Consider the following 26,308-nt stretch of genomic DNA (forward strand, 5'->3'; position numbering starts at 1 on the left):
TTATTTGCTCATAAAGGTTTCATACGCTTTGGAGACGTCGACGGGGTCTTTCATTTCCTCTTGCTGCTTTTGGTAGGCACTGAAGAGTGAATTCATTAGCTCGACGGGGCGGTTGCGTCCCTCTGCCAAATCCTTGGTTTCCAATGGGTCATTCACCATGTCGTAGAGTCGCACCACATTGATGGTCGGGTAAATGATCATCTTGTATTTCTCATTGCGGTACATGCGCTGGGCACCAAAGTAGGCACCGTAAATGGCGTCGTAGGCGCTGGTCTTGGTCTCCCCTTTGGCGAGCGGAAGGAGGTTTTGGAACTCGACTTGTTTCGGTTTCGGAAACTGAGCAATCGCCAACGAAGTGGCCATCGCGTCTTGCAGATAGATCGGTGCATCGACCGTGCTGTCAGCTGGAATGCCGGGGCCTGCTAGGAGGAAGGGCACGCGCATGCTGCTGTCATACATGTTTTGCTTACCGAGGAAGCCATGGTCTCCCACCGCGAGACCGTGGTCTGCAGTAAAGAAGATGTAGGTGTTGTCCGCTTTGCCCGTTGCCTCCAAGGCATCGAGGATGCGACCAATCTGCGTATCCATGTGAGTGATCAATGCGTAGTACTCCTGACGTGTGACCTTGATCGCGTGCTCGGTTCGGGGAAATGGAGCAGTTCTTTCATCGCGCAATCCGCGGCCAGCACCTGCGGCCTCGTTGTAGGGATACTCAGGAAGAAAATTCACGGGCACTTTCATTTTATTCACATCATACATGTCGAGGTATTCTTTCGGTGCCTGACGTGGATCGTGCGGGGCGTTGAACCCGAGATACATAAAGAAGGGTTTATCACTTTTTCCAGCCTGCTCGAGGAAGGCCTCACTATCGTCACCAAGGACTTCGCTCCAGTGCTTGCCACCTTGCCAAAAGCCACCTTGAGATTTGTCATAGGACCAACCATCTGGCTCGCCTGGGATAAATTCCCTGCTGTAGTTTTTCTTCGCTCCGCCTGGCATCCCGCCACGCTCATGTTTCACATGGTCAAAGAGGTTCTTCGCCTTGGTGCCAGACACATGCCATTTCCCAGAAAAGTAGGTTTCATACCCGGCCTCTTTCATCCACTGTGACCAATAGCCAGTAGGCTTGCGTTTATCGATGGTGTATTTCGCTTGGTTCTTTGGCGCATTGGGATCGTTGTGGTTGTTTCCTTTTGGTGAGAGTTCGGCAGCATTCCACACAAACGCGCCGGTATTGAGCATCGTCCGGCTCGCCACACAAACGGCTGGGGTGTAGGAACCCATGTTGTAGGCATGCGTGAATAGGGCGCCTTGATGCCGCAAACGATCCAAGTTCGGCGTCTTCACTTGGCTTCCTTCTAAGCAGCCGAGGCTGTTCCACATCTGGTCATCTGCGAAAATGAAAAGTACATTGGGCTTTTGGGTTTCCGCATGTGCGGAGTATAGGCATAGTAGACTAAGGCCAAGCGTTATGAGGTAGGTGATTCGATTGTTCATTTTTTTGTTTTTAAATTAATCCGTGATTTAGAGTTTCGGCTCTTCCCACATTGGGATACCTTCATTTAATTTCTGTGTATTGTAGTCCACATGGAAAGGCTTCTCTTTCGCCATGGGCACGTCCTCATTGATCATCAGGGGGCGAGCCTCTTCCCAGAATTTTTCGTAGGCTTTCTTCATCTCCGTCACGACTTCGGGAAACTCCGCGGTCACCTCCTTTGTTTGTTCCGGATCGTTCTCCATGTCGTAGAGTACGCCCTCGACGAGACGGAAGCGTTGATTGCGCACCGAATAGTTTTTCCATTTGAACTTATCTGGATCCGCTCCACGGTCCCAGCGTGTCACGTGCTGGAATTGGAAACGATCCTCCCATTGTGGATTTTTCTCAAATATGAGAGGTTTTAGACTTCTCCCTTCGAAGGCTTGGGAGTCCGGAAGGGTAGCTCCCACAAGGTCCGCTAGAGTTGGAAGAATGTCTAGATAGCTCACCACCGTGTCTACTGTGCGACCTTCTTTGATTTTTCCTTCCCAGAGCACGAAGAACGGAACGCGCACACCGCCTTCATCGACGGTTCCCTTGAGGCCTTTCATTCCTGCATTGTAACTCATCATTGAATTTCCTTCCTGATCTTTCCCAAGCTTCACTTGGGGGCGACCATCAAAGCCCTTGAGACCACAGCCAATTCTCGTCATTCCATTGTCAGAGGTGAAAATAATGATCGTGTGCTCCATTAAGCCCCATTTCTCCAACTGATCGAACATAGCACCGAGATTGTCGTCAATATGCTCGATCATACCGTAGAAACCAGCTGCTGATTTATTGAATCCTCGATCCTTGTAACGCTTTTGATACGCCGGCGGTGCGACAAAAGGACTATGCGGGGCATTGGTAGAGAGATAGGCAAAGAAAGGTTGATCTTTATCTTTTACCTCCTTGATCCAGCCAAGTGTTGCTTTGAACAAGATATCGGTGCAGTAGCCCTTGGTTTTTACGAAAGTGCCGTTGTGCTTGAACACAGGGTCGAAGTAGTTGTTCTTTGGGACATCCGCACAGGAGCCAGGATAAGCTTGGCCAATACCACCAGCACCGTGGATAAACACCTCATCGAAGCCTCGATTTTCGGGTTGATAGGGGGATTCATCGCCGAGGTGCCACTTGCCGAAATATCCTGAAGTATAACCCGCAGGCTGCAGCACTTGGGGAATCGTCGTCGCTTTCAGATTTAGCCGCTCCCGTTCATAGATCGTATGTGTGACTCCGTTTTTGATTGAGTGCACCCCCGTCATGATCCCAGCCCGGCTCGGCGCACAGGTCGACCCCATCATGAATCGGTCAAAACGGATTGATTGAGCGTGCATCTTATCCATGTTTGGCGTCTTTAGCCAAGGATGACCATGTGCTCCAACGGGAGCGTAACCTTGATCATCGGTCATGATGAAAATGATATTTGGTCTTTCCGAGGCAGCAGCAGCCGGCACTTGGAAAGCACTTACTAATAGTGCACACAGAGTCAGTCCCGTTGCTAATTTAGGTTTCATCTTCATCTTTATTTTGTACTCGTTTTTGGATTTGTTTCAGCGACTGCAGCTTTCAGCTTTTTCAATAACTCTGCCGAAGCTGGGGATACCGAGCCGTCCTCATACATTTCTAAATTGATCGATAGCGGGTAGCGGTTCTCTTTCGCTTGCTGAACATACTCTGTCAGTTGCTTTAAGCTGTATTTTGGTTTTGGGATCGGTGTGTTGAGCTCGATATGCCCCCATCGCTTCTCCAAGATAAAGCAGCCATGGGCTTGTAGACCTTTCTGACGCCCAGAGTTGAAAACTCCATTGGTCAATTCCTCAGGCTTAAACGAGCGCACGCCTTCGCCGCCGTAATAGTCCTGGTACTCCGTGACCTTGGGTTTAATCCACGAATTATATGCCACCATTCGTTCGGGATTCCCAGTCCGCGCAGCAGCGGTATAGGCCTCAAAGGGAGCAGTCAGAATTCCATCCGCTGCGGAAGAACCATCGTAATGGCAATTCAAGTAACGCGCGCCACCGTCAAACCACCAGCCATCCAGCTTGTCTCCGTAGCGAGTTCCTACTTCTGCAAGGATGCTCATCAAGTTCGTAAAGAGCTGCGTCTTATCCGCTTTCATTCCTCCCACAGCCTTGAGCCACTCTGTGTCTTGTGAGTGATAACAGTCGTAGCCGTAGTGGTAGTAGAAAATCACTTTGATCCCTTTATCTTGCAAACGGTTTACCATTTCGCCCAGTAGATCTCGGCTTGTCGTGCGACCAGCGATGATCGCATCGAGCGATTTGATCGGTGCGGAGATATATTGATTTCCCCAAGTGATGGACCAGACGACATAGGACGCGCCGGATTCCTCAACCAGCGAGATGAATCCGTCGAGATCGAAGTCATTGACCTTCTCTTCCCAAGCCTTGATCGGACCTTCGGGCGGAGTGGCACGATTCGTCCATTGGAACATCAAACCATAGCCAGCATCCTTGAACCAATCCGGCTGATTCCTCATTGCGAGAGCCTCTGCTTCGATGGACTTTTTCGTATCGGGTTGCACCAACTCAAGAGCACTCAACTGAAACTCTTTGTTTCTTTTGCCCGCTTTGAGGTTGGCCGAGTCCACATGCAACACGACTTTGTTATGGCCGGCCTTTAATGCGATCTTTCCAAGGCCAATCCGTTGCCAGCCAGCTTCGGTCACGCTTACCTCTTTTTGTTTCTGATCGTTACACGTGACAGCCAATTGTGAGCCAGTGCCAAGAACCGAAGCGGTGACTTCATATTCACCGTCTGTCGGCGCATCCAGGGTCCACTCAACGTGGCTTTCACCCGCTTCTGCAGCACACCACAAGATCATATAGTTTCGCACGACTGGACGGATCTTGGCGCTGAGCTTTGCGAGGTTCGGAGCCATCACGGTGATCCCTGTGGCATCGACTTTCAGCGGAGCGGGTTCGGCAAGGGTGACTGATTCCGCTGTTACAGCATATGGATTAATCTCTCCTTTTGCTTGAGCAATTCCTACTCCCACAAAGACACCCCAGAGGACATACATGGTGGTGTAGAGGGAAACTGTTAAATTACTTGTTGATTTTATTTTCATAATCGATGAAAGGATTTTTGTTATGTAACTCTTAGTCTTTATAGATGTATATATTTGACTATGTTTGTTTTACGGGTGTGCCTCATTGAAGGTATGCAATGCGGTGTTACTTTCGACCTTTATTCCCGAGGTTCACTTTCGCATCATTTTGCTGAGGTTCACCAGGAGTTGACCTTCCGTCCGCTACCAGCTTTTCCAACAAAGCAATGAGTGCTTTGACCCTTTCCGGGTTTTCGTTAGCAAGGTTCTCGCTCTCATCGATATCCTCGGCCATATTGTAGAGCTGATATTTTGTCTCCAAGCCCTTGGCTTGTTTTACCTTACTATCGGCCTGTAAAATGAGTTTCCATTCTCCATCACGCACCGCGAAAGTTGGTCCCGTGTCGTTATGAACGATATTTTTACGCACAACTTCTGACTCGCTCCCATCGAGCACAGGAAGAAAGCTGATGCTGTCCTCGGCAGTATCGTCCCCGTAGTCAAAGGAGAAATAATCCGCGAAGGTTGCAAAGACATCCGTCATGCAGATCAGTTGATCGGATTTCGTTTTAGCCTTCACCATGCTAGGCCAACGGATGATAAAGGGAATGCGATGACCACCATCGTAGATGGAGGTTTTTTTATCACGGAGCGGACCGGAAACCGCATGCCCCCGGTCAAGGAAGGTATCGGCCGGTTTGTGACAGCCGTTGTCCGTGCCGAAAATCACAAGGGTATTGTCCTTCAATCCGTTCTTCTCAAGAGCCGCCAACACCTGTCCGACCGCATCATCGGTCTGTGCTACGAAGTCACCGTAGGGATCGCCAATTCCCCCTTTGTCTTTCCAATCCTGACGGGGGACTACCGGCGCATGGGGGGAGTTCATCGGGTAGTAGATAAAAAACGGCTCATCGCCGGAGTCAGTTGCCTGTTCGTCAATGTAGGACACCACCGCATCCGTAAGCCTACCCATGGTGTCCACACATTTCACATACTCGGTCACTTCGTCATTCTCGATCAAGCTGCTCATCGAACGCGAATGATGGAAGCCGAGGAAATAGTCAAAGCCACGGGAAACTGGGCCATCGGGAATTTTCGTTCCCACGGGCTGCCCGTAGTTCCAGACATCCCGCTGGGATTTCGGAGTTTTGGCACCCTCTGGAACCTCGTATTGGAAATCCAAGTGCCATTTCCCGAACATTGCGGTTTTGTAGCCCTGCTTTTTAAAAAGTGAAGGCAAGGTCATTCGGTCTGCGTCGATGATGCAGGGTTTTCCTCCACTAGCGACGCCTCTTTGGTGTCTCGATCGCCAGTTGTAGCGTCCAGTTAGTAATGCATAGCGCGAAGGTGTGCAGATCGAGGCGCTGGTGTGCGCATCGGTAAACATCATGCCCTCATCACATAGTTGGTTCAGGTGCGGCGTAGGAACTTTCGATTGTTCTGGATAAAAACGTTGAATTTCGCCGTAACCCATATCATCCGCATAGAACAGGATAACATTGGGGCGATTCTTTGCAGCGGCAAAGGTTAATGTGGGTAAGAAAGCAAGCCCTAGGGTGAGAGCAGCAAGAGCAGATTTTTTTTTCATAGTATGTAATGGGATTTGATGGAGTGAGCGGATTTGTGATGGTGCCTATAGATGAAAATTACTGACTTTCACGGATCCAACTTTGTGTGGTCTCAATGATTGGAGTATCCTCTCATTTGTTTTTTTTATTTTTTTTGCGAGTCGGATTCCCGTCTGGGTCTAGCTTCGTAGTTCCTTGGAGAGCTTTGTCCGTATCCGTCACTACTACGTTGGGGTAATGTTGTTCTTGATCCGTAATAATTTCGAATGACCACGCATGTTTGCTTTTACCAAGATTAGACGGCGGAGAAATACGTAAGCCTTGAGGAGTCATGGTATACGCCACATTAGCATCTGATCCTAGTAAACGCACTGATTGTACATTTTTGGCATCCCAATCAGCTGTGCCGTTGATGACGAATGGCTGTTCGGGTTTTTGGAGTTTGATTGCATAGAGGGTCGTGCCCTTGGTGGTGAAGGCCAAGTGCTCGTCCGCTTGCTCGCTTTCTTTCCAATAGCGCGAGCCGTAGATCGCCTCGCCATTGACTGCTAGCCAGTCTTTCATAGCCATTAGACGTTCCATCTGCGGCTCGGGAATCGTGCCGTCGGCTTTCGGGCCAATATTTACTAGGAAATTTCCATTGCGTGCAATCACCTCGACCATTTCGTGGATCACGCTGTCGATATTCTTGTACTTGTCCCCGTCGAGATAGCCGAAGGAGGTGCCGAAGGTTGTGCAGCTTTCCCATTTCGGGCCAATCACCTTGAGTTTGAGGTTGTCTTTTTCCAAGCAACCGACGCCGTCTGGCCAATTGCGATTTCCCCCCTTGTTGTTTAGGTAAACCTCAGCGCCTCGAGCTGCGGCATCGTTCATAAAGTCGGTGATCATTTCTCGGCATTGATCGTAAAAATACTGTACCTCGGGCTTCGCTTTGCCAGCTAACACCTTGTTGCCATCGCGTGTCCAGATGGGGATGTCGTCGATCCACATGAAATCTGGCTGATACTTTGTCTGGATCTCTTTCCAGCGCGCCACGTAGTCATCGACGAATGCTTTATCAATCCCGAAGGGACCATAGAGCGCCGCTGCTTCTGGCACGCGTTTAATTTCCTCTGCCACCACGTCTTGCGGTTGTGCATCGACTACATAGAGCTTCTTCGCGAAGAACGAAGCGTGGCGTTCACGGTGGTACGAGGGTGCATACTTGAGATTATATTTCTTTAGAGCCTTGCCTAGGTCGCCGACGAGGTCGCGCTTCGGCCCCATGTCCATGGCATTCCATGGTGTAAGTTCGGAATCCCAGTTTGCCCAGCCATCGTGATGCTCGGCGGTCATGACGACGTACTTGAAACCGACTTCGTGGAAGAGTTTTGCCCACGCCTCGGGATCCCAATCTTCAGCTTTAAATTCAGGGATGATGTCTTTGTAGCCAAACTCTGGCGGAGTCGCACCCCAGCGCTTTTCTAGGTAGGGGAAGTAGTGAACCGGCTCGGCATAGATAAGTTTCGGCACGTGCTCCGCGTAACCACGATTTCCTTTCTTGTAACCAATCGCGCTATACGGCCCCCAGTGGATGAAAATGCCGATCTTGCCATCGTCAAACCACGCTGGTACAGGCATTTTCTGAAGCGACTCCCAACTACCATCGTAAGGTTGCGTTGCTGTTTGGGCACAGAGCTGAGATACAGAGGAGATCGCCCATGTGGCGAATAATGGAAGTAGGCGCTGTTTTATTTTATACATTTGTAGAAATTCGAAGGTTTTTTCTCTGGGCTAGATAGGGAGTTTTACAGAAATGCCCCGCCTGCGGTTTACAAGCGGAGCATTGAAGCATGAAGGACTGATGTCCTGTGTGGTGCGCTTATTTTCTGCGGCGCATCACGAGAGCTACAGCGCCAAGACCGAGCAACGCAGTAGAGGATGGCTCAGGAACGGCTGCGACATTCCCTGTGAGCTCCCAATCATCGAATCGCATCCGGTCGTTGGCATTATTCAGAGCTGTAAAGGTAAGAGTCCAGACCACAGACTTATCAGTGGAGAAATCTGTGAAATCGAAGGCCGAAGCGGAATCGTCGAGTTGGGAGCCGTTGGGTACATTGCCTTCAGGCGGATTGAAGGAGCCAGCCGCCACGGAAGTGCCGCCATCGATACTGTAGGAAAGGTCGATATTTATGTTGCCTGCACTACTGGAGAATAAACCCGAGAAGCTTTCGTAAGTGACAGTCTGGCCAGATGTGCTGGATGTTGTGAAAGTAGAGGTGTCAGCAGTGACATTACTAGTTCTGATAGGGGTGTTATGGCGCGCGCCGGAGGTGCCATTGTAGAAAGTACCATTAGCTGCATTGCCGTCCGCTTGATAACTGAAACCAGTGAGGCCAGTGACCTCAAAGCCTGAAATAGTGGCGGGTGTGAAGCCATTGGCAGATCCAGTTGGCCCTCCTTCCCAATCGAAGGAAGCGAGAGTTGCCGCCTGCACGGCTGCTGGGAGGATGGTGAGTGCTATGCCTGAAATCAGAGCATGCTTGGTTTTTTGTAGTTTCATATACATTATTTGGAGGATGTTGTCTATGGGGGCTAGGTGCGCCTTCCCTAGGTTGCAAAGGATGAGTGATGGGGGAGAGGTTCGCCATCCACCGTTTGGTGGATAACTTATGAGTCGTTTTTGGTGGAAATCGCGCACGTCAATATGCCGAAAGCTCGACCTGTCGCATGAAAAAATCTAGCTTTCATCCAGTATAAGAGTCATCACTTAGATGCGCTATGCAAGGTCTTCTATTTATTATCGCTTGCCTTCTTTCATCGTCGCTCTACGTGACGACGGATCAACGGGAGCTTGAAAAAATGTCGATCCACGGTCTGGAGCAACGACTCGTCGAGATCGATTCTGAACTAAAAGAGCTTGCGAGTTACACGTTACGTGCCGACACGGGAGCGGTCGGCTACCGATCAGGTCATCACAAAAATCAGCACAGTTTGGTTACTCTTCACATTGATTTAGAAAAAGAGGCATTAATTGATGAGGTGGTATTGGTTCCGTGTCTATGGCGGGAATCAGAGGTTGGACTGTTGGCCGAGGGCTTTCCCCTGGCATTTAGTATTTACGCAGGGACCGAGGAGGGAGAAACGCTGGTGGCCTCGCGGTCCACCGATGACATGTTGTTGCCACGCATTGCTCCACTAGCTGTTCATTTCCCATCGATTAAGGCGAGTTGGATTCGGATTGAAGCTACCATCCTTTCCGAGCGTATCAATGGGGGGGCATACATGCTGCAACTGTCGGAAGTCATGGTGTTCAGTGGACGGAACAATGTGGCCCTTGGTCAAAACGTTCGAGCATCTGAGACTAAGAGCGCTTTTTTGTCTCCCAAGTTGTTAACCGATGGGTTTACTCCTTACCTGATGGATGCTGCGCAGGGGGAGCGTAGCCAGACACGATGGATTAATGTCAGAAAACAAAAATTGCCCTTGTTTCTCACTCTTGATCTAGGAGCTGCCCAAGTGGTAGACCAGATCAACTTTCATGCCGCTGATACTGCCTTGTCGGTTCCTATGATCAATTTTGGTGATGTTGGCGTGCCTAGACATGTACGGGTTATTGGCGCCATGCTGCCAGATTTCAGCGATGGGTTCCAGCTCTGTGAATACGAACAACTTTCTGTCGCTTCAAGTGGGCCGATTATCATTCGGCGTTTCGAGGCAAAAGAGTGTCGTTTTCTACGTATTGAGATTGTTGATCATCTCCCTATTATTTCAGAGGATCGGAAGAATCCGGTCGTCGCATTTTCTGAAATTGAGGTGATGGCCGATGGAGTGAATGTAGCTCAGGGACGGCTTGTCGGCTTGAGTCGCGGGTTATTTGCGAACAAGGAGATTCGTCAAAAGATTACGGATGGCAGGAACTACTACGGGAATATTTTACCGCTTCGTGACTGGATGAACCAATTGGCGAAACGTCATGATCTGGAGAAGGAGCGGCCGTTGGTGATCGCGGAACTGAATACTCGTTACGCCCGCCAAAAGGACCAACTTCATGTTGCCCAGTGGATCGCCATTGTACTTATCGTATGTAGTGTCATTATTGGGGGCATTTACAGGAAGGTGCATCAACGACGGATCACTCAAATCAAAGAACGATTCGCAGCTGATTTGCACGATGAGCTGGGGGCGAACCTCCATACGATTGGGCTGTTGAGTGATTTAGCTCTTGATTGTCAGAATGATTCGGATGAGTTGTCATGCTATTTAAAGCGTATTCGAGCAGTTAGCGACCGTTCTGGGCGTGCGGCTCGGAGTATGGTGGATATGCAGGAGTCGACTAATCTTTTTAAAGGTTTGAAAATTGATATGCAGCGCGCGGCAGACCGAATCGTAGCCGATCAATTTGAGCATAATCTTTCGATAGAAGGCGAACTGAATGTTGCGGATCTCAAACCTCAGACCCGCATAGATCTTTATCTTTTTTATAAGGAATGTCTCATCAATGCCTGCCGGCACTCTAGTGCGACACGGGTGCAGACAAAACTCATCGCAGAACCGAACGAGGTTATTTTGAGCTTTGTTGATAATGGGCGTGGAATACCTGCATCTATCATTGGCGGTATTCCTCCCTCGCTCAAACGTCGAGCAAAATTACTCAAGGGTAAGCTCATAGTTGAAAGCTCGATGGACAAAGGAACGTATATCACCTTGCGGATCCGTACACGCAAGACGTGGATAGGATCTTTTTGCTCTCCGAAGCCCCCTTACCCTTAAAAAACTCTCATGGAAAAACTTATCGAAATTATGCTGGTGGAAGACAGTCCAGAGTATCGAGAGGTTATTAAACTAGCGATTTATAAAGAGAAAGACATGAGGCTAAAAGGCGTGTTTGGTGCGGCTGAAGTGGCTTTAACCAAGCTGCAAAATTCCAGTCCAGTAGCCCAACCAGATATCATTTTGCTGGATCTCAGCCTACCTGGTATCTCTGGACTTGAAGCGATTCATTGGATTAGAGAATATACTCCAAGCTCGAAAATTATCATTTTGACCCAGTCAGATCGAGAAGCGGATGTTTTGTATGCATTGAGCCACGGTGCTTCTGGCTACTTGATGAAGGCTTCCACGGTAAGTCAGATCATTGAGGGTATTAGGAGTGTGATCGCAGGTCATGCACTGATCGATGGCTGTTTGGCTAAATATCTTACTAAAGCAATACAGGGGAGCACTACTGAAGTATCCTTCGACAGACCGCTTAGTAATCGTGAATTAGAGATTTTAGGACTTCTTGGTGAAGGGTTACTCAAGAAAGAGATCGCAGATCGACTCGATATAGGATTCGGCACAGTAGCCACTCATATCCGTCACATTTACGAAAAGCTTCAGGTGGAAAATGCTCCAGCAGCGATTTCAAAAGCGTATAAAGGTGGGTTGTTCCCAATGGTGAAAAAAGAGTGAAACTGTATTTCATGGGGATAAGTGGGTGTTTCCAATGGGGGCTTGTTTAGGTTGATGCCGCCATGTAGGCGTGAAGTCTAGTTACGTGATTACGTGTCTATACTGGTTGGGTCATTTTGAATATCAAGATGCAGTATGAAACTTCTACATAAAAAATACACCTCCATTACGGTTGTCGGATTACTCGCTTCAATAGCCACCTCAAACGCCGCTGCCATTGCTATTTCAGGGAATCAAATCTTAGCTGGTCAAGGTAACTCCGGGGAGTTAGTAGGGACCAATAACGCTACAGCAATCCAAGTGAGAAATGGCTATGCTCTCACTGTGGAAGATGCAGCAGTTGTTAATTTAACAAGTGGTATAAATATCTCTCAAGGTGTCAATGGTAGCGGCGCAAGCATCACGCAACTAGGTACGAGTGATGTGAATGTTGGCGGTAACTTGAGTTTATCTGGTAATGCTACAGGCGGAACTTCTAGTTATACGATGTCTGGTGGTACATTGGATATTACTGGTGATTTTAATTCTGGAGCAAATTATGCTGCTACTTTTGCAATTGTTGGCAACTCAGCGGCGGTGAATGTAGGAGGAGTCTTGAATGCTAATACAGACTCTCTGTTTGATTTTACATTTGGCGCCACAGGAATGAATGCTATTAATGTTACAGGAGTGATGAGTATTTTTTCAGGATCCGAACTTAGCATTGACGGTTCTTCTTATACTGGCGGAGCTGGCACCATCAATTTGTTTTCTTATGGTTCGGCTGGGACTGCTGACGAGTTTGCTGAGACCATCTCAGGGTTCTCAGGTTACAATACCGACGTTGTCTATGGAGCCACGGGTGTTGATCTCGTCTTGAGTGCAGTTCCTGAGCCATCTTCTTCTGTGCTTCTTTGTGGAGGCTTGGGGCTTCTCGCTTTGAGACGTCGCCGCTAGTAAAATGGGTTATGGACTAAGTTATATCAGAACGTTTTTCATATGATGAAAATCGAGGCACCTTGGCTGTGATAGCCAAGGTGTTTTTTTATAAAGAGCACTGGTCTGAAAATGGAGATGAAGCAATAGTGAAAGGACGTAATTACGTACCTAGACGGGTAGCTTGGCTTTGTTTATCGTCCTATAGATTTTATGTGATTTCCCCTCATCGTGTTATTAGATTTTGATTCTGTATTAATGAAAAATATATTTTTGAGTAATGCTCTTAATGCCCTTTCTTTTCTGGGCTTTGGAGGGTTTGCCTCTGCGGGGATAATCGGCTATGATTTTAACAATAGTAGTTCGATCACTGGCACGGGATCGTCAATTATTTACGTCGCTCCAGATAGTAATACGCTTGGTGAAGTGTTGAGTATTGGGGACTTTGAATTGACGGATAATGACAATGCTGGTCAGCATGGGCGTATTGTGAGTGCTATTAATGGTACGTCTCTTGGGAGTACCAAAGCGGCTGTAACTAGTCGTGGGACTGCACCGAGTGGGAATGCGATGAGTTTTGCTGTAGATATCCCAGAAGGAATGAGTTTAGATCTCAGTGGGCTTTCTTTCGATTACGGTTTCTATAGTTCAATCGCTATTGCTGCAGACAACGAGTGGGTATTCAGTGTGAAAGTTGGCGATGTGACGACAGAGGTCGCTAGAGGCGGGTTTACGCATGACGGGGGAACGGATTACCAAGAACCAGGAGCGGCAGCAGGTAATGTGGATTTGTCAGGCTTTAGTGGACTCACCAATACGACGGTTACTTTTCATTGGCAGCTGAACTCTACTGCCACGCATAATTTCACATCGCGTGCTCACACCATTGATAATATTCAATTGAGTGCGGAGTTGGCAAGTGATCCAGGATTGCCTGTGATTACGACCTTTAGTGTGGATGATAAAGCGGTGCCTCCGAATACGCCTGTGGCATTTACTTGGAACACATCTGGCGCGGATACGGTTACTCTCAGTTCCGTCGGTACGGTAACGACAAATGGTTCGACGAGTGTGCAGCCGACAACTAGGACCACGTATGTACTTATGGCGAGCAATGCTGTGGGGACAGTTCAATCTGAGCTCGAGGTGACGCTGCTGCCTGATAAACCGAACATTTTGTTAATGCTGGTGGATGATTGGGGGGTGACGGACCTATCCGTACCTTTTGCGTATGATAGGTACGACGATAGTGGAACAGCAATTATTACGAATTTGAATATTCTGCATAAAACGCCGCATTTGGAGGCTTTAGCTGCGAATGGAATGAAGTTTACACAGAATTATGCGACTCCGAAATGTAGTCCCTCACGGGCAACTTTGATGACTGGGTTCCATCCTACAAGACATGGTATTACTACACATCTCAATCTCGCAGGGACTATTAGCGATGGTCCCAATAATTGGCGCTATGAAGGTCTTGATGCTACGGATGTTACCGTACCGCAGATGCTTGCGCCATTGGGTTATCGCTCGATTCACTGTGGGAAATGGCACCTTGGGGGACCTGGTGACTATGCTCAGTATCCGACAGCTGTGGGATTCGATGTAAATATTGCGGGTTCGCAAGCTGGGCAGCCAGCGCGTTATATCGCGAATGCATCAGCTGGATACGCGAGTGGTACTCGTCCCATGCCAAATATGGGGAATTATGCAGGAACTGGCATGTATTTAACTAAGGCGCTTACAATTGAATTAAATAAAGCGATGGCGAATGCTGTGGATGCAGATGTGCCTTTCTTTGGATATATGTCCTATTATGGGGTGCACCGGCCTTATACTAATAATCCAGATGCAGTGGGAGATTATAGTAATGCACACAGTGCGAATCATAGGACTTTCGCCACAATGATAGAAGCGATTGATGTATCCCTAGGTTCTGTGGTGGAACAGCTTGAAGATCTAGGCATCGCGGAAGAGACATTGATCATTCATTTGGGTGATAATGGAAGTGAGTCTCCGGTGCATGGGAATCAGGCGTCGATTCCTTTGGGCATTTTTAGTGATTTTCCAATGCGCGGGCAGAAAAATGATGGTTACCAAGGAGGGAGTCGGGTGCCATTAATTATTTCTTGGGCTAAGCCAGATTCTGACAATGCGTTTCAACAATCCTTACCGATAGTTTCAGGTGGGGTAGAGCATGATATTGTAGGGATTGTGGATGTGGTGCCGACTATTTTGTCAACAGCGGGACAAACGATTTCTGAGGATTTGCATGGCTATGATTTAAGTGCCTATTTACGTGGTGAGGCGGGAGTGCATCGTCCTCAGAAATACCATTTACATTATCCGAACGGAGGCTTCCCAACGGGGAATCTGACATGGTACCGCGAGGGGGATTGGAAACTGATGTACAACTATGGAGCTAATGACTTTTTACTCTACGATTTAGCCAATGATCCGACGGAATCGTATGATGTGGCGGATTCTGAGCCAGAGTTAGTGGTGCAGATGGCGCGTGCAATGTCGCGCGAGATTGAGAATCACTGGGGGCCGCTTGGTACTATTTGGCCAATAGTGGCTGGATCTGGATCTCCTCGTCCAGGGACGGAAGACCCTTTTTACTTATCGTATGAAGCTGGGGGGAGAGATGTGGTGGATAGTGATGGTGATGGTTTGGCAGATATTGTTGAAGACACTAATCGTGATGGCCTTGTTGGGGTGTCCGAGACGGATGCTGAGAATTGGGATACTGATGGGGATCAGACTGGGGATTTCGTGGAGTTGCGACTGAATCTTGATCCTCTTGATAGACATTCGTTTTTCGCTGTAGATACGCAGTCAGAGAGCGAGGGGGTTATCAAGCTTGAATGGCCATCGGCTCCAGGCGTATTTTTCCAGATTCTTTCCAGTGATGATCTTTCAGAACCCGTGGGCGAATGGCAGGTATTTCTACCTAATGTCGCAGCTGATGGAGTTCTCGATTTTACCTCGGTGGAGATTCCTGTCGATTCCGAGAGAAAGTTTTTTTCCATTGAGCTGCTCCCCTGAGGTGTTGAATTTTAAGTTGTCTGACTGTCGGATACTCCATGGCGTATCTAGCCAAGAGTGAGGGGTATTGCAGACCTGTAGAGCTTGAATTCTGATAAAAATGATAACATTAATATGAGTAGTATTGGAATTGAGGTTATTTACCATACTGGCTAGCCGTCAGCAGTGCCAAGCCATCGCCCACAGCGTTTGGTGGTCTTGCGATGGTTCTCCGTCGTTGAGCCTAGTAAGCTACTAGAGCTGATTTTTTATACTGCAGCCTATTGCTTAGGCTGTGACCTTGTTGTTTTGTGGGGCGCGATTACGTACCTAGGCAAGACGGTCAATTGTTGTTCTACTGTGGAAGCTCACAGGAAGGTGAGCTTTTTAACGAAAATACAACGAATATATGAATAAAATCCCTCTACTTATGGCATGTACGTTCGGGGCTGTAGCGAGCACGCAGGCAGCAACGATTGCGTATACCTTTGAAAATGCAGGTAACATCTCAGGTGCTGGTGTTGACCAAGTCTACACAGCACCAGACGTGAATGAATTTGGAGCAGGTATTACTTTTAGTGATTTCACAATGACTGAAGAGTCTGCAGCTCATGTGTCGAGAATTGCTGACATTGGGCCCGGTTCTGTCAGTGCTGCTGGTGTTGATAGAGCCAATCCACTTTCTTTTGAGTTTACGGTGACTATTTTATCGAGTGCTAGTGTCACGTTTGACCAAGTGTCCTTTGATACTCTGTATCGATCCAGCAACAATATTACAGGTGACGTAAATTGGACTTTTGAGACCGTTGTGGGAAGTGATCCAGCTGCGAATGTTAAATCTGGTACAATGAGCCTGGTTGGCCAATCCACAAAAGTAGAAAATTCCGGTCTTATTGATCTTAGTGGATTGGATAACCTTAGTGATACGACTGTTACTTTCCGTTGGACGTTGGACGGTGCTTGGAGTAACACATGGAATAATAAGCGTATGGGTATGGATAATATTACCATTTCATCTGTCCCAGAGCCGTCTTCCACAGCACTTCTCGGGCTTGGTGGGATCGCGATGATTCTGCGTCGTCGTCGCGCATAGGGATTGTCAGAAAAGAAAAATCATTTAAGCCGCTACGGATGTGAGTCTGTGGCGGTTTTATTTTTTTGAGGTGAGTTGTGGCTTGTGATGCTACCTGCGGTGTGACGGTGATGAATCCACTAAATGGGGGATGGTTGGTAGTAGCTGTTGTGAATAATGATGGAGAGATCAATGAGTGGAGTGAGTGGCAGGAAATTTATGAAAGCTGCAAGGGTATTCTTGGCTTTACGAAGCAAGTCGAGAAAACGCCAGCGAAGATCAAATTATCGAAATTGTCAGACGGCTATGGCTTTCAAATTGAATTAAAAATCAAAGATTCTACTGAGAATGTAGTGTAACCGCTGATCGACAAAGTGTCATTGACTCTCACTAAATAACTACTTAACTGAAATTAACTATGAAATCTACCGTGTTCTCTATTCTTGCGATCGGACTTAGCGCCTTTTCAGCGATCGCCTCATCAAGTAAGCCTAATATCATTTATATTTTAGCTGATGACATGGGCTACGGCGATGTGCAGATCCTCAATCCTGAGCGAGGCAAGATCGCTACGCCACACATGGATAAAGTGGCCAAGGATGGAATGATTTTAACCGATGCTCACACCACATCCTCAGTCTGTACACCGACACGTTATGGAATCATCACTGGCCGCTATAACTGGCGTACTTGGAAGCAAGAGCACGTTTTGGATGGCTACGATTTACCGCTAATTCCAACAACTCGTATGACCGTTCCCAGCTTCCTAAAGGAAAATGGTTACACCACGGCGATGATTGGTAAATGGCACTTGGGGCTTGAGATCGCAACTACTGATGGCAAACCGGCCAAACCTGCGGGTGGATTGAAACAGAAAATGGGTAAGGGCGCGTTCCCTCCTGAAGAGCTTTCTAATATTGATTGGAAAGCACCAATCAAGGGTGGGCCTGTCGACCTTGGATTTGATTCATGGTTCGGTATTACGGCATCTCTCGATTTCCCTCCGTATGTGTGGATTCGAGATCGTCATTGGGTTGGTGAAGGCACTCATGCCAAGGCGTTCAAACGCCCAGGGCCAGCTACTGCTGATTTTGAAGCGATTGATGTGTTAGACGAACTGGCGGAGGAATCTGTTAGATATATCACCGAGTATGACAAGCAGGAGCCGTTTTTCATCTACCTTCCATTGCCGTCACCACACACACCGATTGTCCCTTCCAAAAAGTGGCAGGGTAAGAGTGGTATTGGTCACTACGGTGACTTCATGATGCAGACTGATGATCTGGTCGGTCAGGTAGTAAAAGCGCTTGAAGATAAAGGGATTTCAGAGAATACGATGCTCATTGTGACAAGTGACAATGGTTGTTCTAAAGCTGCTAATTTTAAGAACTTGGAAAGCCATGGCCATTATGCGAGCGCGCAATACCGAGGTTCCAAGGCTGACCTATGGGAGGGCGGTCATCGGGTCCCATTTCTTGTGAAATGGCCTAAGGTTATCAAGCCGGGCAGTGTTTCTGATGTACTTACATGTCAGACCGATTTATTCGCTACCTGTGCAGCTCTTGTTGGTAAAGAGCTTCCAGTAAATGCCGCTGAAGATAGTGAGAATATTTTGCCTGTTTTCAAAGGAGAACCGGTTAAGTTTACGCGCAAGGGTATCGTGAATCATAGTGTAAGTGGTCACTTTGCCTATCGCCAAGGCAAATGGAAACTTCTACTTGCTAAGGGGTCTGGAGGGTGGACCGCTCCTAGAGAAAAAGATATGGCCAAAAAGCCAGACGCTCCTGAAGGACAGCTTTATGATTTAGAGGCTGATCCAGGTGAGCAAAATAATCTTTATGTTACGCAGCCAGAGGTCGTGGCCACTCTGCTTGCGCAATTGAAGGAGGACGTTGCTAATGGCAGAAGCACAGAGGGGCCAAAACAACAGAATGATATCCCTGTTGATCAAATCAAGCTGTGGAAGGGAAATATAGCGAGGTAGGCTAACTGTTCAGGAACAATGCTGAAGCCCAGCTGAAATAGTTTGCATCTGGGCTCACATGTTTTTCGGCTGCAAACCGAGCAGCCAATGTGTGATTCTTAAAGTTACTCTATGTTCCAACTAAACAAAAGAATCTGGCCAACGACTACATAGAGACAGTTGAAACAATCTTACCTACTTACTAATCGCGCCAATAGACGACAGCATCCGCTATAGAGGGGATAGTAGGTTTTCCGTTTTTTCTTGATGGTTTCTAAAGATAGCTTTGGTGGATAGCCTAAGCAACCAAACTGTACTAAGGTAGACTCGTGTTTTTAACACCAGTTCTACTTATAATAAATCATGGATATGACACATACTCTAAGAACCCTACGAAATCTATGCCTCGTCACGTGTCTGGTGAATTCGCTACATGCCGCAACGAAGCCTAACATAATTTACATCCTTGCGGACGATATGGGCTATGGTGATGTGCAGTGCCTAAATCCGGAGCGCGGGATGATCCCGACTCCACACATGGACCGTCTGGCGAAGGAAGGGATGATATTTACTGATGCGCACTCTAGTTCGTCTGTGTGTACGCCGACACGCTACAGTGTGTTGACTGGTCGCTATAACTGGCGGACTCAGCTGCAGAGTGGCGTTCTTTGGGGATTTAGTAAGCCCTTGATTTCGGAGAATCGTTTAACGGTTCCCGGACTTCTGAAAAAGGCTGGCTACAAAACGGCGATGGTGGGGAAATGGCATTTGGGAATGGAGCTGCCGACTATTGATGGCAAGACACCGATCGATGGGCCAAAAGATACACGCAGTCCTCAAAAGACAAATGTTGACTGGTCAGGCGAGATTAAAAATGGCCCAGTGGATGTTGGCTTCGATTACCTTTACGGCATTTCTGCATCGCTGGACATGGCTCCATACATATGGATTGAGAATGATCGTTTTGTCGGTGCGGTAGATAATGAGCGGCCTCGCAAGCCTGCTCCAGGGTTTGTAAAGAATCAGGTTTTGCCTGAGATAGGTCGTAAGACAGTCGAGTACATTGGAAAGCAAGACAGCTCGAAGCCGTTTTTTATTTATGTGCCACTGACTTCACCCCACACACCGATCATTCCAAATGAGGAATGGAGGGGAAAGAGTGGGCTAGGTATATATGGCGACTTTATGATGGAGACTGATCATATTGTGGGCCAGATTATGGCGGCAGTGGATGCTTCTGAATTTGCTGAAAACACAATGATCATTGTCACTGCAGATAATGGCTGCTCACCCGCGGCTAAAATTGAAGCCTTGGAGAAGCAAGGGCATTTCCCCAGCGCGCAGTTTCGAGGTAATAAAGCGGATATCTATGAGGGAGGTCACCGAGTACCATTCATTGTGCGTTGGCCGAAAGGAGTTAAAGCTGGATCTCAGAGCGATGACTTGATCTGCCTCACTGACCTCATGGCAACCAGTGCAGAACTTTCAGGAGTAAGCATGCCGGAAGATGCTGGCGAAGACAGTGTAAGTTTTGCTCCAGCGCTGAAGGGGGAAGCTATTAAATCTACGCGAAAAGGAGTGGTACACCATTCTATTAGTGGGCATTTCTCCTACCGCCAAGGAAATTGGAAGCTGCTGCTTTCGAAGGGATCCGGTGGTTGGTCTAAACCGCGCGAGGCGAGTATGGCAGGAGATGCAGAGGCTCCAGAAGGTCAGCTGTTTGATCTCGAGGCAGATCCAGGTGAGCAGAAAAATCTCTATCAACAAAAACCGGAAGTCGTAGAGAAACTTATCGCGCAGCTGAAGGAGGACATCGCTAATGGTCGCAGTACTACTGGGCCTAAGCTGGAAAATGACATTCCTGTTGGTCAGATCAAGTTGTGGAAGGGGAATGTGGTGAAGTGACTCTCATTTGAGTTATCCATTACTTCAAATTTATGCATAGAGCTCCTAACCATTTTTTACTGGTGAGCTCTTATTTTGAACAATTTAAGAAAGTAGCTCCGTAGATCCTCCTGTCCACCTCCATAGAAGCGCTTAAGTGTAGTGGTTCCTTTTAAATCATTCGAGCATATGAAATCAAAAAACATCATTCCCTTATATGTAGCCATCGGGCTGGTCAAAGCCGCAGTTGCTGAGGAGCGACCGAATGTAGTTATTCTCTATGCCGATGACATGGGAGTGGCTGATGTCTCCTATGGAGATCCTGAGGCTAAAATTCAAACTCCGAATATTGATCGTTTAGCGAGTCAGGGAATGACGTTTACTGATGGTCACAGCTCATCAGGAATATGCACGCCGAGTCGCTATGCCTTACTTACTGGGCAGCACCACTGGCGCAGTTTTCATGACATCACTCACGCCTTTGGGAAGTCGGTTTTCAAACCAGGAGAGTTTACTCTTGCTCGAATGTTCCAGGAACAGGGGTACGCTACTGGAGCTTTTGGAAAATGGCACCTCGGTTGGGATTGGGATGCTATTCGTAAGCCTGGTGTGAAGGCGAAGAATCCAAAGGCTGAGTCCTACGATTGGTCCAAGCGGTTTGCTGGAGGACCTATTGACCAGGGGTTTGACTATTACTTTGGCGATGGGACGATTAATTTCCCTCCGTATTGTTGGATTGAAGACGATCGCTTTTTGACGATTCCGACGAAGCCGGTAATCAAGTCGAAACCGCTCGCTGGTGGTGGAGGTTTTCGCCCTGGCCCGATGGCTGAGGGATGGGATCCCTATGAGATTCTTCCGAAGACTACGGAGAAAGCGGTAGAATGGATCGAGCAGCAGAAGGCCGAGGAGCCGTTTTTTATCTATCTGGCTTTCAATTCTCCGCATTACCCGATCGTTCCTAACAAGGAATTTCACGGGAAATCCAAGGCGGGGTATTACGGCGATTTCGTGATTGAGACAGATGCGATGGTGGGCAAGGTGATGGACGCTCTGGAAGCAAAGGGCTTGGCGGAAAACACTATGGTCATTTTCACTGCAGACAATGGGACGGAGAGTCACGCGTATAAAAGGCTTCAGGAATTTGACCAATGGAGCTCGGGAGAGTTTCGCGGGTTGAAGCGCGATCTTTATGAAGGTGGTCATCGCGTTCCGTTTATTGTGCGCTGGCCGAGCAAGATAGCAGAGGGTTCTCGTTCAGAAGAAGTGGTGAGCCAAGTGGATCTGGCGGCGACCTTTGCGGAAATGATTGGCTACTCGCTGAGCAATGAAGAAGCGATTGATAGTTATAATTTGCTCCCCGTGCTGACGGGTGAGACATATAGTAAGCCGCTGCGCGTGGCGACGGTGCAGAACACGAGTAAGAAGGGGTATGCGCTGCGTCAGGGGGACTGGGTGTACATTAATCAGAACACGGGGGCTGGGCAAAAGGAACCGCAGGAGTATTTAGAGCATTTTGGCTTAGAAAAATTTCCTGAAGCCAAGGGCTTGTTATTTAATCTGAAGGAGGACCCGAGGCAGTCGAAGAACCTGTATGCTCAGCATCCTGAGAAGGTGGAAGCCATGAATGCTTTGTTAGAGCGTTACGTGGATGGTGAGCGCTGTGCGCCTTTGCGTGAGCAGAATTGACTCTCAAAACGAATAGAAAAACTCAAATGAAAGTAGCCATTTTTACTAAAATACAAGCATTGGGGACTAGAGTGCTTGCTGCCATTGGACTGGTATCAGTGATTGGGACGCAGAGCTCATTTGCTGAAAGTCTAGCCGGGTCTCGACCCAACATTTTGATCATCATGCCAGATGATATCGGAGCGAGTGGTTTGAAACACTTGGGTGCGAAGACGAACTATGCTGAGCACATCGAGTCACTTTTTGAAAAGGGGATTCGCTTGACCGATTTTCACGTGTCGCCGACCTGTGCGCCGAGCCGAGCAGCGATGTTGACTGGCAGACACGAGTGCTATGCTGGAGTCACCCACACGATCAATCTGCGCGATCGCATGAATCCTGAGCAACGGCTTTTGACACATGTGCTGAAAGACGCTGGTTACACGACAGGGATTTTTGGCAAGTGGCACTTGGGGGATGATGATGCTTATCTTCCGAATGCGCGTGGCTTTGATGAAATGTATATCCACGGAGCGGGCGGCATTGGCCAAAACTATGCGCATTCCGCTGATTTTCCTAACAACGATTACAATAACCCCGTGTTGTTACACAATGACAAGGTCATCAGGACGGAAGGCTATTGCACCGATCTTTTCTTCGACCAGGCGATCCAGTGGATCACCCAACAGCATGCAGCGGGGAAGCCATTTTTCTGTTTTATTCCTACGAATGTGACGCATGGGCCGCACATTCCACCGCTCAAGGACGATGGAACCTATTACCCGCGTGAGGAGATTTTGCAGAATTTGGATGCGAATGTGGGGAAATTGCTCAAGGAGCTCGAGGCGCAATCCTTGATGGAAGACACACTGATTCTGTACTTTGCGGATAATGGTGGGCCATCCTTTGGGAGGTTACGTGGGTCGAAGACCAGCCCGTACCAAGGAGGCAGTCGTGTTCCTTGTGCCATGTATTGGAAAGGAAAGTTGGAGGGTGGCCGTGAGGTCAGCGCAACGACTGCGCATTTGGACCTTTATACCACTTTTGCCCAATTGGTTGGAAAAGTCGATGAGCCCGTGCCCGGTGGGGAAGCTTGGGATGGGCGGAATATGTTGCCCTTGCTCGAGTCCGCTGATGCGAAGTGGTCGGATCGCGATCTGGTGACGCACAAGACGCGCTGGGATGGATCGGCAGATGAGAATCAATACAAGAATGCGAGTATCCGCCATGGCGATTTCCAATTGGTGTGGAATCCGAAGGGCGAGGTCGAACTCTACGATCTGAAGAAGGATTTACAGCAGAAACAGAACATCGCGGCACAGCACCCAGAAATCGTTTCGACACTAAAAACGACTTACGACGGATGGTGGAAGGACGTGCGTCCTTACATGATCAACGATGAGTTAGAGAATGTCCCAGCTGAGCACAAACCCTACCATGAGCGCTATCGTAAGGCCTTCGGTGAAGCCGCCTACAAAGAAGCGATGGAGAAGATGACCTGGACGGGCGGTAAACCCTTTGGCGACAAAAAGAAAAAAAAATCGAAGGCTCGCAGCGCACACGACTGAGACTTTCAATACCTAACTAAGAACTCACCTGTGATAGATCTAAACGCATGAAAAAACACCTCACTCTTCTGACATCGCTGCTTGTGGCGGCGTCCTCGACCTCCTTGTTGCTAGCGAATACTTCGTCTGCGAAAAAGCCTAACATCATTTTTGTGATGACGGATGACCAAGGTTATCCAGTGGTTGGAGCGCACGGGCATCCGTGGATAAAAACGCCGAATCTGGATAAGATGCACGCGGAGTCGATTCGTTTTGATCGCTTCATGATGGGATCGACCTGTGCTCCGAGCCGGGCTGGAATCATGACGGGGAATCACTCGATCCGTAACGGTGTGACGCACACGATCTTTGAGCGTGAGCGACTCAACCTCGAAGCGATCACCATTCCACAAGTGCTGAAGTCCGCTGGTTACACCTCGGGGTATTTCGGCAAATGGCACTTGGGTGACGAGGCTCCTTATCAGCCAGAGAATCGTGGTTTCGACCAGGTGTTTATCCATGGAGCAGGTGGTATCGGTCAGGCATTTAAGGGATCGTGTGCGGACGTGCCTAAGAATAAGTATTTCGATCCAGTGTTTAAGGAGAATGGGACATTTGTGCAAACCAAGGGCTACTGCACGGATATTTTGTTTAAGGCAACGCTGGGATGGATCAAAGAAGTGAAGGATCAGGATGCGCCGTTCTTTGCCTATCTATCGACGAATGCTCCACACAGTCCTTTCGTGGCTCCACCTGAATATCAGCAGCATTTTCAAGATTTAGGTTTTAACAAGAGCGCGGCGGGTTTTTACGGGATGATTGAACACATCGATTTGAACATGGGGCTGTTGTTTGAGAAGTTAGAGGAATGGGGGCTGGCGGATAACACGCTGGTCATTTTCACCTCCGACAATGGAATGACGACCAAGGGGTGTGGCTTGAAGGGAAAGGGAGGACGACCTCAGGTGCAGCTCGGCAAAGACAAGGGTGGGAATGCCATGATGACCTACAATGCAGACATGAAGGGCCTCAAGGGAACGGTGGATGAAGGCGGAGTGCGCGTGCCATTTTTTGTGAAATGGGAGGGGGGAATCAAAGAAGGTCGGACCGTGGACACCGTGGTCACCTACTTGGATATTCTACCTACCTTGGCCGCAGTGGCGGGCGCTGAGCTGCCGAGTTCGCAGAAGTTTGAAGGGAGAAGTCTGCAGCCATTTTTGTTAGAAGAGAATCCAGCGTGGGAAGACCGCATGCATTTTCAGCACGTCACGCGTTGGGATCTAGGCGCGAATCCTGACGACTTTAAGTGGAAGAACTACTCGGTGCGCAATCAGCGATTCCGATTCGTCGAGGGCGTGCTTTACGACATGCAGAACGACCCTGAGCAGACGAAGGATGTGACGGCGGAGTTTCCAGAAGTGGCTGAAGCGATGAAAAAAGCGTACGGGAAATTCTGGGACGAGGTGCGTCCGTTGATGGTCAATGAAGAGGTGCCCTTGGCGAAAGAAAAGCCCTACCACGTGGACTATAACGCGCAGAAAGACAGCTCTGGCATCCCTCTGTGGAAAGAGCCGAGCTTGTAAGTTTTTCTATCAGAATAGCTCATTTAAAATAGACCAAATACTGCTCTGAGCGAGCAGGAAAGGTTGGCGTTTTTATGCAACGCGCTATAGTGTGGCGCCAGTGAACTGATGTGCAGTGCTCTAGCTCGTTGAGAGACAAAAATGGTGCGTGTGTGCATAAAAAAAACTCGCAGGCCAGCATGCTATACTCTTTTTTACCTTTGAACAAAAACAACCCAAAACAATTATGAAGATCAAATCGTTTCTCATCGTATTATTCTCTACCACGCTTTTTAGTTTTGCTGCGGAAGGAGAGAGTGTGGAAGTTAAGGCAGCACCGGATGTAGTAAAAGAGTCTCAGGGGACCGTGCTCATTACGGGAGCGAATCGTGGGTTAGGGCTCGAACTCAGTCGTCAATTTGCTGCAGATGGTTACCATGTGATCGGTACGGCACGCTCTCCTGAAAAAGCCATAGAGTTGAAGGAGGTAGCCGATGAGGTGCTTGCGCTCGATGTGACATCGGATGAAAGTATCAAAGGGTTATCTGCCGCGCTCAAGGGGCAGCCTATTGATATCTTAGTGCACAATGCTGGGTACTTTGGACCTACTCAAGGACTGGGTAGCGAGAGGGATAAGTCATCGACTCTCAAAGCTTTGACGCGTAGCGAAGTATTAGATTGTTTTGCAGTGAATGCGGCGGGACCCATTTTCGTAACACAAGGGTTGATACCTAACCTTAAGAAGTCGAAGCAGGCAAAGATCGTCGTGATCTCAAGTCGTTCAGGGATAATCAACCAGACGAGATCTGCTGGCGCTTATGGCTATAGAATTAGTAAGACAGCGGTGAATCGCGCGGTAAAAATCATGTCAGTCGATAAAGCGCTCGGTAATTCTATTGTCGTTGCTGTGGCACCTGGACACAATAAGACGGACATGGGTGGCGATCGTGCGAAGCTTACTCCTGAAGTGAGTATGCAGAAAGTAAAGTCACTGATTGAAGGGCTGACTCAAAAGCAAGCTGGTCGCTTTTGGTACTACAATGGTGAAGAGCTCCCTTGGTAAACTAGGGAAGTGGA

At 48.4% G+C, this 26,308-nt stretch carries 18 protein-coding genes; 12 read left to right on the forward strand and 6 right to left on the reverse strand.

Annotated elements, in window-relative coordinates; genetic code table 11:
* The 6 genes from ACFPK9_RS14525 to ACFPK9_RS14550 all read right to left on the reverse strand — a co-directional run bounded on the left by ACFPK9_RS14525 (window position 1) and on the right by ACFPK9_RS14550 (window position 8,702).
* A complete protein-coding gene (locus ACFPK9_RS14525; protein WP_377095856.1) occupies window positions 1-1,497 on the reverse strand; it encodes a sulfatase family protein in 1,497 nt (498 codons plus the stop codon).
* A gap of 27 nt (window positions 1,498-1,524) precedes the next feature.
* Complete coding sequence (locus tag ACFPK9_RS14530; RefSeq protein ID WP_377095859.1) at window positions 1,525-3,042, reverse strand: arylsulfatase; 1,518 nt, start codon at window positions 3,040-3,042, stop codon at window positions 1,525-1,527.
* 2 nt (window positions 3,043-3,044) lie between these two features.
* The gene (locus ACFPK9_RS14535; RefSeq protein WP_377095862.1) at window positions 3,045-4,613 is read right to left on the reverse strand and encodes an alpha-L-fucosidase; all 1,569 of its coding nucleotides are present in this window, start codon (window positions 4,611-4,613) and stop codon (window positions 3,045-3,047) included.
* Window positions 4,614-4,719: 106 nt separating this feature from the next.
* Window positions 4,720-6,180: a sulfatase family protein gene (locus tag ACFPK9_RS14540; RefSeq protein ID WP_377095864.1), complete on the reverse strand. Its 1,461-nt coding sequence runs from the start codon at window positions 6,178-6,180 to the stop codon at window positions 4,720-4,722.
* A gap of 112 nt (window positions 6,181-6,292) precedes the next feature.
* Window positions 6,293-7,903, reverse strand: coding sequence for an alpha-L-fucosidase (locus ACFPK9_RS14545; RefSeq protein WP_377095867.1), 1,611 nt, complete (start codon window positions 7,901-7,903; stop codon window positions 6,293-6,295).
* 118 nt (window positions 7,904-8,021) lie between these two features.
* Complete coding sequence (locus ACFPK9_RS14550; protein ID WP_377095870.1) at window positions 8,022-8,702, reverse strand: PEP-CTERM sorting domain-containing protein; 681 nt, start codon at window positions 8,700-8,702, stop codon at window positions 8,022-8,024.
* Window positions 8,703-8,920: 218 nt separating this feature from the next.
* On the opposite strand from ACFPK9_RS14550, the gene ACFPK9_RS14555 reads away from it, so the two are divergent.
* The 12 genes from ACFPK9_RS14555 to ACFPK9_RS14610 all read left to right on the forward strand — a co-directional run bounded on the left by ACFPK9_RS14555 (window position 8,921) and on the right by ACFPK9_RS14610 (window position 26,294).
* Window positions 8,921-10,912, forward strand: coding sequence for a sensor histidine kinase (locus ACFPK9_RS14555; RefSeq protein ID WP_377095873.1), 1,992 nt, complete (start codon window positions 8,921-8,923; stop codon window positions 10,910-10,912).
* A gap of 9 nt (window positions 10,913-10,921) precedes the next feature.
* Window positions 10,922-11,593 (forward strand): response regulator, encoded by a 672-nt coding sequence (locus ACFPK9_RS14560; protein WP_377095876.1) that lies wholly within the window; start codon window positions 10,922-10,924, stop codon window positions 11,591-11,593.
* A 135-nt stretch (window positions 11,594-11,728) separates the two neighbouring features.
* Entirely contained in the window at window positions 11,729-12,529 is an 801-nt protein-coding gene (locus tag ACFPK9_RS14565) for a PEP-CTERM sorting domain-containing protein (protein ID WP_377095879.1), read from the forward strand.
* A 237-nt stretch (window positions 12,530-12,766) separates the two neighbouring features.
* On the forward strand, window positions 12,767-15,556 hold the full coding sequence (locus ACFPK9_RS14570; protein ID WP_377095881.1) for a sulfatase-like hydrolase/transferase: 2,790 nt from the start codon (window positions 12,767-12,769) through the stop codon (window positions 15,554-15,556).
* A gap of 409 nt (window positions 15,557-15,965) precedes the next feature.
* Window positions 15,966-16,628 (forward strand): PEP-CTERM sorting domain-containing protein, encoded by a 663-nt coding sequence (locus ACFPK9_RS14575; RefSeq protein WP_377095884.1) that lies wholly within the window; start codon window positions 15,966-15,968, stop codon window positions 16,626-16,628.
* Window positions 16,629-16,705: 77 nt separating this feature from the next.
* A complete protein-coding gene (locus tag ACFPK9_RS14580) occupies window positions 16,706-16,966 on the forward strand; it encodes a hypothetical protein (protein ID WP_377095887.1) in 261 nt (86 codons plus the stop codon).
* Between the two features lie 59 nt (window positions 16,967-17,025).
* Window positions 17,026-18,591 carry a sulfatase family protein gene (locus ACFPK9_RS14585; protein ID WP_377095890.1) on the forward strand — a complete coding sequence of 522 codons (1,566 nt, stop codon included), beginning with the start codon at window positions 17,026-17,028 and terminating at the stop codon, window positions 18,589-18,591.
* Between the two features lie 342 nt (window positions 18,592-18,933).
* On the forward strand, window positions 18,934-20,475 hold the full coding sequence (locus tag ACFPK9_RS14590; RefSeq protein WP_377095893.1) for a sulfatase-like hydrolase/transferase: 1,542 nt from the start codon (window positions 18,934-18,936) through the stop codon (window positions 20,473-20,475).
* A gap of 168 nt (window positions 20,476-20,643) precedes the next feature.
* Complete coding sequence (locus tag ACFPK9_RS14595; protein ID WP_377095896.1) at window positions 20,644-22,143, forward strand: sulfatase family protein; 1,500 nt, start codon at window positions 20,644-20,646, stop codon at window positions 22,141-22,143.
* A gap of 26 nt (window positions 22,144-22,169) precedes the next feature.
* On the forward strand, window positions 22,170-23,690 hold the full coding sequence (locus ACFPK9_RS14600) for a sulfatase-like hydrolase/transferase (RefSeq protein WP_377095899.1): 1,521 nt from the start codon (window positions 22,170-22,172) through the stop codon (window positions 23,688-23,690).
* A gap of 47 nt (window positions 23,691-23,737) precedes the next feature.
* Window positions 23,738-25,252 (forward strand): arylsulfatase, encoded by a 1,515-nt coding sequence (locus ACFPK9_RS14605; RefSeq protein ID WP_377095902.1) that lies wholly within the window; start codon window positions 23,738-23,740, stop codon window positions 25,250-25,252.
* 226 nt (window positions 25,253-25,478) lie between these two features.
* Window positions 25,479-26,294 carry an SDR family oxidoreductase gene (locus ACFPK9_RS14610; RefSeq protein ID WP_377095905.1) on the forward strand — a complete coding sequence of 272 codons (816 nt, stop codon included), beginning with the start codon at window positions 25,479-25,481 and terminating at the stop codon, window positions 26,292-26,294.
* Window positions 26,295-26,308: the final 14 nt, after the last annotated feature.

Source organism: Rubritalea spongiae, from assembly GCF_042652385.1.
In the GTDB taxonomy this organism is placed as follows: Bacteria; Verrucomicrobiota; Verrucomicrobiia; order Verrucomicrobiales; family Akkermansiaceae; genus Rubritalea; species Rubritalea spongiae.